This is a genomic window from Streptococcus sp. Marseille-Q5619 (assembly GCF_946901205.1).
Lineage (GTDB): Bacteria > Bacillota > Bacilli > Lactobacillales > Streptococcaceae > Streptococcus.
This window is the reverse complement of sequence record NZ_CAMPPO010000002.1, coordinates 593,397-607,482: the sequence shown is the minus strand read 5'-3', so window position 1 is coordinate 607,482 and position 14,086 is coordinate 593,397. Positions and strand designations below refer to the sequence as shown.

Below are 14,086 nucleotides of genomic sequence, written 5' to 3'. Positions count from 1 at the left end.
ATTAGACTATACCAATTTTAAGGAGAAAGCACAGCTGGTCTGTGTCGTATATACTATGTGTGGAATTGTTGGTGTTGTTGGAAACACAAATGCAACTGATATTTTGATTCAAGGGCTTGAAAAGCTCGAATACCGTGGCTATGATTCTGCGGGGATTTTTGTCCTAGGTGGTGCTGAAAACCATCTAGTCAAGGCTGTTGGTCGTATTGCAGAATTGTCTGCTAAAACAGCTGGTGTTGAGGGAATAACTGGTATCGGACATACTCGTTGGGCTACTCATGGAAAACCAACTGAAGACAATGCTCACCCACACCGCTCTGAGACAGAACGTTTTGTCTTGGTTCACAATGGGGTCATTGAAAACTACCTCGAAATCAAGGAAGAATACCTTGCAGGTCACCATTTCAAGGGGCAAACAGATACTGAAATCGCCGTTCATTTGATTGGAAAATTTGCGGAAGAAGATGGCTTGTCAGTGCTTGAAGCCTTCAAAAAAGCCCTTCACATCATCCGTGGTTCTTATGCCTTTGCCTTGGTTGACTCACAAGATCCTGAAGTCATCTACGTGGCTAAAAATAAGTCACCACTTTTGATTGGTCTTGGGGAAGGCTATAACATGATCTGCTCAGATGCTATGGCTATGATTCGTGAAACCAACCAATATATGGAAATTCATGACCAAGAATTGGTAATCGTCAAGGCTGATAGTGTCGAAGTTCAAGACTATGATGGCAACAGTCGTGAACGTGCTAGCTATACTGCGGAACTTGACTTGTCTGATATCGGTAAGGGAACTTACCCTTACTATATGCTTAAGGAAATCGATGAGCAACCAACGGTTATGCGTAAACTCATCCAAGCCTACACAGATGAGGCTGGTCAAGTTGTCGTAGACCCAGCTATCATCCAGGCTGTTCAAGACGCAGACCGTATCTACATCCTTGCAGCTGGGACATCTTACCACGCAGGATTTGCTTCTAAGAAAATGTTGGAAGAATTGACAGATACACCAGTTGAACTTGGAATCTCATCTGAGTGGGGCTACGGTATGCCACTTCTCAGCAAGAAACCACTCTTCATCTTTATCAGCCAGTCTGGTGAAACAGCGGATAGCCGTCAGGTTTTGGTCAAGGCTAATGAAATGGGAATCCCAAGCTTAACAGTGACAAATGTCCCAGGTTCAACTCTTTCACGTGAAGCCAATCATACCATGCTCCTTCATGCAGGTCCTGAAATTGCCGTAGCATCAACCAAGGCCTATACAGCGCAAATTGCAGCCCTTGCCTTCTTAGCAAAAGCAGTCGGAGAAGCAAATGGCAATGCTAAAGCGCAAGCCTTTGATTTAGTTCATGAGTTGTCAATCGTAGCTCAGTCTATCGAATCAACTCTTTCAGAGAAAGAAACCATCGAAGCCAAGGTTCGTGAGCTTCTTGAAACAACTCGTAACGCCTTTTACATTGGACGTGGTCAAGATTACTATGTAGCCATGGAAGCAAGTCTCAAACTCAAAGAGATTTCTTACATCCAGTGTGAAGGCTTTGCGGCAGGAGAACTCAAGCACGGAACCATTGCCTTGATTGAAGAAGGAACGCCTGTTTTGGCCCTCTTGTCAGATCCAGTCCTTGCCAACCATACTCGTGGAAATATCCAAGAGGTCGCAGCCCGTGGTGCCAAGGTTCTCACTATTGCAGAAGAAAATGTTGCCAAAGATACAGATGATATCGTCCTTACGACCGTCCACCCTTACCTCTCACCAATCTCAATGGTTGTGCCAACACAATTAGTCGCTTACTTTGCAACACTCCACCGTGGTCTCGATGTGGACAAACCACGTAACCTTGCTAAGTCAGTAACGGTAGAATAAGCTAAAAAAGTCTAGTTATCTAGGCTTTTTCTTGTGAGCAAATAGGTTGCTTGTACTCAAGATTCGTGTTAGAATAATTTTTCAAATTGAAGGACAGAAATAGACAGGGAGTATCAAAATGGTAGAATTGGGAATTTCAACATTTGGGGAAACAACGGAGCTTGAAGGGACTGGACAGACTTACAGTCATGCTGAACGCATTCGTCAGTTGGTGGCAGAGATTGAATTGGCTGACAAAGTTGGTTTGGACGTGTATGGGATTGGTGAGCATCATCGGGAAGACTTTGCGGTATCAGCCCCAGAGATTGTTCTGGCCGCTGGGGCAGTTAATACCAAGAAAATCCGTTTGACCAGTGCAGTCAGCATTCTCTCGAGCATGGATCCGATTCGCTTGTTCCAACAGTATGCCACTATCGATGCTTTATCAAATGGACGAGCGGAGATTATGGCCGGAAGGGGTTCTTTCACGGAATCTTTTCCCTTGTTTGGCTATGATTTGAAAGACTACGAATCCCTTTTTGATGAGAAATTAGATTTGCTTCAGTTAGTCAATGAAAAGACCAAGTTAGACTGGCAAGGTCGATTGACCCAAACAATCTCTGGCAAAGAAGTTTATCCTCGTCCAGTTCAGGATCGATTACCCTTATGGATAGCGACAGGTGGTCATGTCGAATCAACAGTGAAGATTGCTCAGGAAGGCCTACCGATTGTCTATGCCATTATTGGTGGCAACCCTCGTTATTTTAAAAAGTTGATTCAGGCTTATCGTGAGATTGGGAGCGAAGCGGGTTATGCTAGCCAGGAACTAAAGGTTGGAGCTCATTCTTGGGGTTGGATTGCTGAAGATAGCGAGCAGGCTGTAAAAGATTATTTCCATCCGACCAAGCAAGTGGTGGATGCAATTTCTAAAGACCGTCCACACTGGCATGAATTGAGTTATGAGCAATATTTGGAGCAAGTTGGGCCAAATGGTGCTATGTTTGTGGGAAATCCAGATCAGGTGGCAGAAAAATTGATTCGCATGATTGAGGATTTAGATTTGGACCGTTTCATGCTCCATCTACCGCTTGGTTCCATGCCTCATGACCAAGTCCTGAGAGCTATTGAACTCTTCGGCACGCAAGTGGCTCCAAAAGTACGGGCTTATTTTGCCATGAAAGAGGCTTAATAAAAAATCCTAATCAGGCTGATTAGGACGACAAATATTGTACAAAAAATAATCCCCCGAGCGTTAATGCTTGGGGGATTTTTCTATAGGAGGGCTAGTTTAGTTCTCTTTTTTGTTTTTTAGCAAGAAGCCGAGACCTAGAAGGGCAAGGAGACTAATTCCTGTAAACAGGAGTTTGTTATCGTTGTGCTTAGTTATATCTAGTTATATCTAGTTATATCTAGCTATGCAAAGGTTATACAGTAGCAGTTTTAGCTAACCCATTCACCGTTTTCATTGACCAAATAGCCTTCAACTCTTGTATTAACTGCAAGTTTACCTGATGAATCAACATAGTACCATTTGCCAGAAACTTCAAACCATTGATTTTCTTTCATAGCTCCTGATGGCTCAAGATAGTACCAAGTATCTCCATCCTTAACCCAACCGGTTGACATAGAACCGTTACTATTTAGGAAGTACCAAACATTGCCATCTTTGACCCATCCAGTTACCATAGAGCCATCATCTTTTAGATAATACCAAGTATCTCCATCTTTTATCCAACCAGTAGCTAGAGAACCGTCTGCTTTATGGAAATACCAGATGCCATTTTCTTGTTTCCAACTAGCTTTAGTTGTCTGATTTGGAGTTTCCGATTTCTTATTTGTATAAGCTGGAGTATAGGAAGTGACAATAGTTTGAGTAGGCGTAGATGGAAGTGATTGAGTATTATTGTCCTTATGTGGTTGTTGAGCTTGTGAATCAGTTGTAGCTTGGCTAGGTTTATTTTCTGCATCAGCTACTTTGGCATCTGGTTTAGTAGAATCAGGTCTAGCTTGTGGAGCTGGATCTTGATGTGCAGGGTGAGAAGCTTCATTTTGATGTTCAGGCTTGGAAGGGGTTGAGTCTGGTTTCTCTTCTGCAGTTGACTTATGGCTAGTTCCATTTTGAGAGACTCGAAGAACAGTAGCTGTAAGGGCATTCAATTTCAAGCCTTTTTCAGTCCATTCAAGTCCTTTCGGGTTGGCAATTCCAACTGGTCCTGCTTGGTTTTCATCTGCTAAAACTTCAGCATTTCTGAGGTGGGCGAAGGCAGTTCCCAAATTAAATTCGCGAGCTTTTTCGTCCGCATTGACAAAGACTGCGTAGATATCACCGTTTGGAGCAGTAATTTGGTAGCCAATCACTACATCCTCTTTTTCTACACCATTTTGACCTGGAACAGTGATGAGGTGGACACGGTCTTTGATATCTTGGAGACTCTTAAGTCGGAAGGCATCTGTAGATTGACGAAGGGCAATCAACCCTTTCATATAGTCACGGCTCTTGACATTTTCAGGATAAGCTTTACCATCTGTAGCCTTAGTCCAGTCAAACTTGTTGACAGCATCACTAGAGTCATAAGAATCATGGATGAAGTAAGGATAGTCAAATGGGTTGCCGTCCTTATCACGCAACAAGTGAGATTTGTTTGGTTGTTTTTCCTCTGCTACTGGAGTCTTGTAGGCTGGGTCACGGAATTGTTTGGTGCGACCATATTCCTGACCAGAGTGGATAAATGGAGTTCCTTGAGCTGTCAAGACCATGAGGTTTCCAAGTCGCAAACGACGGTGGATTTCAGCATAGTTCTCAGCCTTGCTTGGGTCTTTTTTAATAGACTGAGCGATGATGTCAAAGAGGGTCAAGTTATCATGGGCTGCGATGTATTGGATAACATCTCCAGGACTGTCAGCTTCAAAGTTGGTTGGCTGAGCAATGAGATTTTTGAAAATAGTGTTGATATCACGCTTGCCACCTGTGATAAAGGCAGGTTGACCTTCGTTTGGATAACCAGATTTGAGGTTGTTACGGATGTCATCTGAAAAGACAGCGACAGTATCGGTATGTTTCATCCAATCTTGGTCAGCAGCTTTAGTAGGCATATTTTCATCACCAGCATAGGTTCTCCAACCTTCACCAAGCATGATTAGGTTTGGATTGAGGGCGCGTGCAGCCTTGTATGCTTCTTCGATAGAAGCTGCATCATGGTCTCCCATCATATCGAAGCGGAATCCATCTACTTTGTAGGTATCAACTAGATATTTGATAGAGTCAACTAGAATCCGTTTGCTCATATGGTGGGTTGTCCCCAAGCGTCCACCACCAAAGCTAGTGCGAGGTGTGCCATCTGCATCCATAAAGTGGTAGTAGTTTGGCTCTAGGTCTTCGAAGATATCGACCTTGGCTGTGTGGTTATAAACGACATCCAGGATAGCTCCCATGCCACGTTTGTGGATCTCATTGATGAGGTTTTTAAACTCTGCGATTCGTTTTTCTGGATTTTTAGGATCGCTTGAATACATACCAGTCAAGGAGAAGTAGTTTTGAGGGTCATATCCCCAGTTGTAGTTGCTGTTGCTTGAAGCGTAGTCAGACAAGCGTTCATGGTTTTTCAATTCATTGACAAAGTAGTAAGACAAGACGGGAAGGAGCTGGATGTGGGTTACACCCAAGTCTTTGAGGTAGTCTAGTTTTTCAATAAAGGCTTCAAAGGTACCAAATGGTTTGGTCAAGTCTTTTGCGATAGCGGGATCTGAAGTGAAGTCACGCACATGAGCTTCGTAGATAACGGCATCTTCACGAGTCTTGAAGTTGTGAATCTTACCATAAGTCAAGTCTTGAGGTCCTAGTTTGGCTGGATCTACAAAGGCGGCTTTAGCCACTTTATGGGAAGCGTCTGTTTTTGCAAGATCACTATTCCAAGCAGCGAGGGACTTAGCGTAAGGATCGAGTGCAAGAACAGTTTTACCTTGACGTTCAATTTGGTATTGATAATAGTAGCCAGTGAAATCTGTGATTCCTAATTTATTTGTGCTATCTAGAGTTTGTTTCCAAGTTCCTCTTTCCCCTTTTTCAAGAGCGACAGTTCCAACCACTTTTTCAGGGTCATTCTTGTCGTAGACAACGACAGAAACCTTATCAGCACTTGGTGACCAAAGGGTTAAATCAACCTGTTTTCCTTCTTCTTTTAAGTCAGCTCCAAGTTTGCCATCATAACTGTATGTCTCATCTTTAAGTCGCCAGCTTGTTTTGGTAGTGAATTGGTCGGAATTGTAGCTAACAGTATATGGATGTTTTGTGTCCGAGAAATCTCCGCTGTAGGTCACTTTCTTACCAGCTTCATCTATTGCAACATCAGTAATAGCTACTTTGTTTCCTAGGTGATTAGTGATGTTAGAGTGTTTGAGGATATCCTCTTTTTTAGCACCGACAAGTGTTGAAAAACTACTCTCAATGCTAGAAGTACCTACGTGTTGGGCTCCTGTCATGCGGATATCGTGCACATAGTAGGGGTTGGTGTAGATGGTTTCATCATCGTCTTTGAGGAAAATTTGGCTATGATTTTTTAAATCTGTGAACTTATAATCTTCTTTACGGATTTTCACATCGTCTCCTTGTTTGTTTCTGTCTAGTAATAAAAATCCAAGGTCTTTAGCTGCATCTTTGAGTGGAATATCGATATAGCGACCATATTTGCCTGTAGCCGTAAAGTCTGTTCCATTAGGCCATTCACCACTACTTGGCTCTTTCACATCTCCCCAGTACCAGAGAGATTTCTTGTCATAGTTGCCATCTGTACGGTAGTAGTTGACGCGAATAGTTCCTGCAGGTTGTGGCTCGTAAGAGAAAACCTTGTGTTCTTGGTCCAACCAAGCCTCATTCATATTTGGTGCCAGTTTTTCTATCGATTTATCGCCGGTTAGATTTTTCCCAGCTGTATTATTGATGAGGAAGCTAATTTTCTTGGCTTGTTCTCCCTTTAATTTGACATCTAGGTAGTAGCCATAGTCATCTTTTTTGGCATCCTTAAAGGACAAGGCACCGTTAGGCCAGTTTTCAGATGGTTTTTCAACATCGTCCCAAGTCCATAGTCCTTGAGCATCCTTGTTTTCTTCAGGAAGCTTTTTGACATGGATACGGAAGTAGTTGTCTTCTATTGGTTCTTCTGCCTTAGTTTCAGTCGTTACTGGACTCGTAGAAGTAGTTGGTTCACTTGAACGATCTTGTCCGGTTTGCGGTGCTGAATCGGCTGGGCTTGCAACAGGAGTAGTTGGCTCTGTTACAGGTTTTTCTTCTTTTTTCTCTAGGGAAGCGTTTGCATTTTCGGGTGAAGAAATATCACTTTCCTTCTTACCAGAGCCAGCTGCTGTATCAGTAAGAGGTTGGGCAAGGATGGTTGTATTTCCGTTGCTGGGTTCGTTAGTGGTTGTTGTACTTTCGTCGGCTGAGATAGTTGGCGTAGCCATAGCAAGTAGGACAAGGCTTGCGCCGATAAGGACAGAACCAGTTCCATTTTTGAGGGAACGGATGCTGTAGACCATTTTTTTCTCAGTTTGAGATGGTGTTTTTCTCATAATGATTCTCCAATCAATAAATTTCTATATCAGTATAGCATGTAGTAAAACAATATGCAAGCGTTTTCTTTGGTTTGTCAAAGAAATTCTTACTTTTGAGAAGTTTTCCGTATTATTTTATATATCAGTATAAATAATGGAAATAATACTCAATGAAAATCAAAGAGCAAACTAGGAAACTAGCCGCAGGCTGTACTTGAGTACGGCAAGGCGACGTTGACGTGGTTTGAAGAGATTTTCGAAGAGTATAAAAATGTCACATAAGACAAGACGTATTATTAGGAAGAGGATGTGTTCTCAGATATTTTTATTCAGAAATTGATCTCTAATATTTCTTTAAAAAGTTCATCTAGCGAAACTATAAATAGGAAGAGAAAAAGCTAGAGCTTCTCAAGTTTTATCTAGTTTCCAAACTATAGTATTTACTGGAAATCTAAAGAAAATATCAGAAAAATTCAGCAAACGTTTTCTTCTTATTTTCTTGACTTTTTTGCTGGTTTGTGCTTGACTTTTACTTGAAATTTGATAGACTATAGACAAATAGGAAAACGTATTCATTTAAAAACGGAGGAATAAGGAATGAATCAAGAAAAACGTTTGCATCGGTTTGTCAAAAAGTGCGGACTCGGTGTGTGTAGTGCTGTTGTTGCGGCCTTTTTATTGAACGCTCAGGGAGTAGCTTTGGCTACAGAGCAAGGGAATCGTCCAGTTGAGACAGAAAACATCGCTCGTGGAAAACAAGCTAGTCAAAGTTCTACTGCTTATGGAGGAGCTGCTACACGAGCAGTGGATGGTAATGTTGATAGTGACTATGGGCACCATTCTGTAACGCACACAAACTTTGAAGACAATGCTTGGTGGCAAGTTGATCTTGGAAAAACAGAGAATGTTGGAAAAGTTAAACTTTACAATCGTGGAGATGGGAATGTAGCTAATCGTCTTTCCAATTTTGATGTTGTTTTGTTAAATGAAGCAAAACAAGAAGTTGCTCGTCAACACTTTGATAGTTTGAATGGGAAGGCAGAACTTGAAGTTTTCTTCACCGCCAAAGACGCTCGTTATGTAAAAGTGGAGTTGAAAACTAAAAATACCCCATTGAGCTTGGCAGAAGTGGAAGTATTTCGTTCAGCAACAAATCAAGTTGGACAGGATAGAACTGCACCAGTAGTAGATCAAACATCAGCATTGAAAGACTACCTTTTTGGCTTAACTTATAATCCTTTGGATATTTTAACTCGCAAAGGAGAAACCTTAGAAAATCGCTACAACACAAGTGCTAAGGAACAAAATGGAGAGTTTGTCGTTGTAGAAAAAATCAAGAAAACTCTCTCTACAGGCACAGCAGATGTTTCCATCAATGGAAATCAAAATGTCTTCCTAGGTGGCTTGTATAAGGCAAACCAAAATCTGCTAGAAAATCAGCCAGAATTGATTAGTCTTGCCCGTGCAAAGGGGACAGTCAGCGTCGATTTACCTGGTATGATTCAGTCTGACAGCCGAATTGAAGCAGATCCTACAACTAGTGGTATGCAGTCTGCGATGAATACCTTGGTTGAAAGATGGACAAAGAATTACTCATCTAGCCATTCCGTTCCTGCCCGTGTTCAGTATGAATCAACTACAGCCTATAGCATGAACCAATTGAAAGCAAAATTTGGTGCAGACTTTGAAAAAGCAGGTGCACCGCTCAAGATTGACTTTGAGGCTGTGCAAAAGGGTGAAAAGCAAATTGAAGTTGTAAACTTCAAACAAATCTACTATACAGCGACATTTGATGCACCGACCAATCCAGCGGCTGTATTTGACAAGAGTTTGACACCTGAAGATTTAAAACAAAGAGGCGTTGATTCACAAACTCCACCTGTATATGTATCAAACGTTTCTTACGGACGTCAAATCTATGTTAAGTTTGAGTCAACAAGTAAGTCTACTGAATTAAAAGCAGCTATCAATGCGGTTATCAAAGGCGCAACAATTGCTCCAAATTCTGAATGGAGCCGTCTATTGAAGAATACTTCTGTAACAGCGGTAATTGTAGGAGGTAATGCTAGCGGTGCCGCCAAAGTTGTCACAGGAACAGTCGAAAACTTGAAGGAACTCATCAGAGAAGGAGCTAACTTTAGCGCTCAAAGTCCAGCTGTGCCAATCTCATATAAGACTGCCTTCCTAAAAGATAATGCCCAAGCAACTTTACAAAATAGTACAGACTATATCGAAACGAAGGTTACTTCTTACAAAAATGGCTTCTTGAAACTTCATCATAAGGGTGCTTATGTTGCGCGTTACTACATCTATTGGGATGAAATTACATATGATGAACAAGGAAATCCAGAAATCCGTTCACGTCAATGGGAAGATAACGGAAAAAACAGAACTTCAGGCTTCCAAACAGAGATTCAATTTAAAGGAAATGTCCGTAATCTTCGCATCAAGGTTCAAGAAAAGACGGGTCTTGTATGGGAACCATGGCGTACAGTTTACAACCGCACAGACTTACCACTAGTACAACAGCGTACAATTACACATTGGGGAACAACTCTAAACCCTAAAGTTGATGAAAAAATTGTGAATGAGTAACGATTTGATTTACTTGATTCGATAGTAAACAGTGAAGAGGAGGAACTTCGATTTCTCCTCTTTTATGATTGACTTTTGAGAGAATGAAAAGGGTAACTTCTATAGCAGCTTGAAACTAGAATAGTACGTTGCTGCTATTAAAACATTTCTAGAAATTAAGTTGACTTTCCCAATAGATTTGTTCATGTCTTATTTCAATTCAATATAAAACTAACTTCCAGTTTTCCACAACCTAGCTTTTAGTATGAGAAAAACGCGTTGTTACAGACATAAGGAGCTTTTTGAGAAGTGGGCAATCCGTGCAATCAGATTTGACGGATGTTGGATGCATGATGCGATTGCGCTTAATTTCCTTTGAAATCGTTGACGGACCTTTTCCCATCTTCTCAACGATGGAACGGAAAGTCTCACACTTAATTCCACCATAAAAATCCGTTTTAGACTAATTTCCACTTCGGCTAATCAAGTGGAAGTTAGTTTGAGAAGTTAGCCAGTGAAAAGATTAGCAATAAAAAAGAAAAACATCTTGACAAGCAAGGGAAAATTTTGTTACAATAATAGACGGTACTTTTTACTTTTGGTCTCTCAAAAGTGTACAGGGACGTGCTGACAAATGTTGCAAAAGTACACACAGATGATAGCTGTCACCAAGTGTATCATCACCAAAAATAAAAAAACACAGGAGTATGTAGATGCCTACAATTAACCAATTGGTTCGCAAACCGCGTAAATCAAAAGTAGAAAAATCTAAATCACCAGCTTTGAACGTTGGTTACAACAGTCATAAAAAAGTTCAAACAAACGTTTCTTCACCACAAAAACGTGGTGTTGCAACTCGTGTTGGAACAATGACACCTAAAAAACCTAACTCAGCCCTTCGTAAATTCGCTCGTGTACGTTTGAGCAACCTTATCGAAGTTACTGCCTACATCCCAGGTATCGGACACAACTTGCAAGAGCACAGCGTGGTTCTTCTTCGTGGTGGACGTGTAAAAGACCTTCCAGGGGTACGTTACCATATCGTCCGTGGTGCACTTGATACTGCAGGTGTTAACGATCGTAAACAAGGCCGTTCTAAATACGGTACTAAACGTCCAAAAGCATAAGGAAAGGGGATAAAGAGAAATGAGTCGTAAAAATAGAGCTCCAAAACGTGACGTATTGCCAGATCCGCTTTACAATTCACAACTAGTTACTCGTCTTATCAACCGCGTTATGCTTGATGGTAAACGTGGTACAGCTGCTTCAATCGTTTACGGTGCTTTTGAGCAAATCAAAGAAGCTACTGGCAACGATGCACTTGAAGTATTTGAAACAGCTATGGAAAACATCATGCCTGTACTTGAAGTACGTGCACGTCGTGTTGGTGGTTCTAACTACCAAGTCCCAGTTGAAGTTCGTCCAGAACGTCGTACAACACTTGGGCTTCGTTGGTTGGTAACAATCGCTCGTCTTCGTGGTGAACACACAATGCAAGACCGTCTTGCAAAAGAAATCTTGGATGCTGCTAACAACACTGGTGCAGCAGTTAAGAAACGTGAAGACACTCACCGTATGGCTGAAGCTAACCGTGCATTCGCACACTTCCGTTGGTAAGATAGGATGCGAAAGCGTTAAGAAAGTCCCAGAGAAAATAGGGAATCGAAGCAGGTTGCGATTGCAACCAATGAGATTCATCTTTTTCTCCAGACTTTTAGCTTGAGCTCAACTATATCATGATGCTAGGAACGGTAAGGATGCAAGGTGAAAATAGGAAACTGACGCAGTATTCGACGAATACAAGGAAGTTTATCTTTTTCATACAGCATCCCGTTCCGGCTCAAATCGGCTAATTAACTTTAGCCCGAGTTCGATTCAATTTGTAGATCTACAAGTTGAAACCAACAATAGCATGAAAAGATTGAGAACGGGTAGGTCCTGCCTATCCGTTTTTATTAAAATCGTGTTATAATAGAATAGAAATCAAAAATAAATAGGAGAAACAAACCTCATGGCACGCGAATTTTCACTTGAAAAAACTCGTAATATCGGTATCATGGCTCACGTCGATGCCGGTAAAACAACAACTACTGAGCGTATTCTTTACTACACTGGTAAAATCCACAAAATCGGTGAAACTCACGAAGGTGCGTCACAAATGGACTGGATGGAGCAAGAGCAAGAACGTGGTATCACTATCACATCTGCTGCAACAACAGCTCAATGGAACAACCACCGCGTAAACATCATCGACACACCAGGACACGTGGACTTCACTATCGAAGTACAACGTTCTCTTCGTGTATTGGACGGTGCGGTTACAGTTCTTGACTCACAATCAGGTGTTGAGCCTCAAACTGAAACAGTTTGGCGTCAAGCAACTGAGTATGGAGTTCCACGTATCGTATTTGCCAACAAAATGGACAAAATCGGTGCTGACTTCCTTTACTCTGTAAGCACACTTCACGATCGTCTTCAAGCAAATGCCCACCCAATCCAATTGCCAATCGGTTCTGAAGATGACTTCCGTGGTATCATCGACTTGATCAAGATGAAAGCTGAAATCTATACTAACGACCTTGGTACAGATATCCTTGAAGAAGACATCCCAGCTGAATACCTTGACCAAGCTCAAGAATACCGTGAAAAATTGATTGAAGCAGTTGCTGAAACTGACGAAGAATTGATGATGAAATACCTCGAAGGTGAAGAAATCACTAACGAAGAATTGAAAGCTGGTATCCGTAAAGCGACTATCAACGTTGAATTCTTCCCAGTATTGTGTGGTTCAGCCTTCAAGAATAAAGGTGTTCAATTGATGCTTGATGCGGTTATTGATTACCTTCCAAGCCCACTTGACATCCCAGCAATCAAAGGTATTAACCCAGATACAGACGAAGAAGAAACTCGTCCAGCATCTGACGAAGAGCCATTTGCAGCTCTTGCCTTCAAGATCATGACTGACCCATTCGTAGGTCGTTTGACATTCTTCCGTGTTTACTCAGGTGTTCTTCAATCAGGTTCATACGTATTGAACACTTCTAAAGGTAAACGTGAACGTATCGGACGTATCCTTCAAATGCACGCTAACAGCCGTCAAGAAATCGACACTGTTTACTCAGGTGATATTGCTGCTGCCGTTGGTTTGAAAGATACTACAACTGGTGACTCATTGACAGATGAAAAAGCTAAAATCATTCTTGAGTCAATCAACGTTCCAGAACCAGTTATCCAATTGATGGTTGAGCCAAAATCTAAAGCTGATCAAGATAAGATGGGTATCGCCCTTCAAAAATTGGCTGAAGAAGATCCAACATTCCGCGTTGAAACAAACGTTGAAACTGGTGAAACAGTTATCTCTGGTATGGGTGAGCTTCACCTTGACGTCCTTGTTGACCGTATGCGTCGTGAGTTCAAAGTTGAAGCGAACGTAGGTGCTCCACAAGTATCTTACCGTGAAACATTCCGTGCTTCTACTCAAGCACGTGGATTCTTCAAACGTCAGTCTGGTGGTAAAGGTCAATTCGGTGATGTATGGATTGAATTTACTCCAAACGAAGAAGGTAAAGGATTCGAATTCGAAAACGCAATCGTCGGTGGTGTGGTTCCTCGTGAATTTATCCCAGCGGTTGAAAAAGGTTTGGTAGAATCTATGGCTAACGGTGTTCTTGCAGGTTACCCAATGGTTGACGTTAAAGCTAAGCTTTACGATGGTTCATACCACGATGTCGACTCATCTGAAACTGCCTTCAAGATCGCGGCTTCACTTGCACTTAAAGAAGCTGCTAAATCAGCACAACCAGCTATCCTTGAGCCAATGATGCTTGTAACAATCACTGTTCCAGAAGAAAACCTTGGTGATGTTATGGGTCACGTAACTGCTCGTCGTGGACGTGTAGATGGTATGGAAGCACACGGTAACAGCCAAATCGTTCGTGCTTATGTTCCACTTGCTGAAATGTTCGGTTACGCAACAGTTCTTCGTTCTGCATCTCAAGGACGTGGTACATTCATGATGGTATTTGACCACTACGAAGATGTACCTAAGTCAGTACAAGAAGAAATCATTAAGAAAAACAAAGGTGAAGACTAATCAGTTCTCACTCTAGAAGGAAGTCACTT

Annotated in this window: 7 protein-coding genes and 1 pseudogene; 6 read left to right on the top strand and 2 right to left on the bottom strand. The window is 41.8% G+C overall.

Going from position 1 to position 14,086, the window contains the following annotated elements; all coding sequences use genetic code 11:
* The first annotated feature begins 55 nt into the window (after positions 1 to 55).
* Positions 56 to 1,864 carry a glutamine--fructose-6-phosphate transaminase (isomerizing) gene (glmS, locus tag OC530_RS03950; protein ID WP_262079677.1) on the top strand — a complete coding sequence of 603 codons (1,809 nt, stop codon included), beginning with the start codon at positions 56 to 58 and terminating at the stop codon, positions 1,862 to 1,864.
* Between the two features lie 118 nt (positions 1,865 to 1,982).
* A complete protein-coding gene (locus tag OC530_RS03945; RefSeq protein WP_262079675.1) occupies positions 1,983 to 3,032 on the top strand; it encodes an LLM class flavin-dependent oxidoreductase in 1,050 nt (349 codons plus the stop codon).
* Between the two features lie 251 nt (positions 3,033 to 3,283).
* On the opposite strand, the gene OC530_RS03935 is transcribed toward OC530_RS03945, so the two are convergent.
* Positions 3,284 to 7,408, bottom strand: a complete 4,125-nt coding sequence (locus tag OC530_RS03935; RefSeq protein WP_398599574.1) for a pullulanase — start codon at positions 7,406 to 7,408, stop codon at positions 3,284 to 3,286.
* Between the two features lie 579 nt (positions 7,409 to 7,987).
* Here OC530_RS03935 and OC530_RS03930 point away from each other — a divergent pair.
* Positions 7,988 to 9,985 (top strand): thiol-activated cytolysin family protein, encoded by a 1,998-nt coding sequence (locus OC530_RS03930; RefSeq protein ID WP_262079673.1) that lies wholly within the window; start codon positions 7,988 to 7,990, stop codon positions 9,983 to 9,985.
* A gap of 257 nt (positions 9,986 to 10,242) precedes the next feature.
* Here the strand turns inward: OC530_RS03930 and OC530_RS03925 are convergent.
* A pseudogene (locus tag OC530_RS03925) lies at positions 10,243 to 10,394 on the bottom strand (IS30 family transposase); the annotation flags it as partial.
* A 283-nt stretch (positions 10,395 to 10,677) separates the two neighbouring features.
* Between OC530_RS03925 and rpsL the strand changes: the two are divergent.
* From rpsL to fusA, 3 genes are all read left to right on the top strand, one after another.
* Positions 10,678 to 11,091 carry a 30S ribosomal protein S12 gene (gene rpsL, locus OC530_RS03920; RefSeq protein ID WP_001142332.1) on the top strand — a complete coding sequence of 138 codons (414 nt, stop codon included), beginning with the start codon at positions 10,678 to 10,680 and terminating at the stop codon, positions 11,089 to 11,091.
* Positions 11,092 to 11,110: 19 nt separating this feature from the next.
* On the top strand, positions 11,111 to 11,581 hold the full coding sequence (gene rpsG, locus OC530_RS03915; RefSeq protein ID WP_000087873.1) for a 30S ribosomal protein S7: 471 nt from the start codon (positions 11,111 to 11,113) through the stop codon (positions 11,579 to 11,581).
* Positions 11,582 to 11,975: 394 nt separating this feature from the next.
* Positions 11,976 to 14,057, top strand: a complete 2,082-nt coding sequence (gene fusA / locus OC530_RS03910; protein WP_000090348.1) for an elongation factor G — start codon at positions 11,976 to 11,978, stop codon at positions 14,055 to 14,057.
* Positions 14,058 to 14,086: the final 29 nt, after the last annotated feature.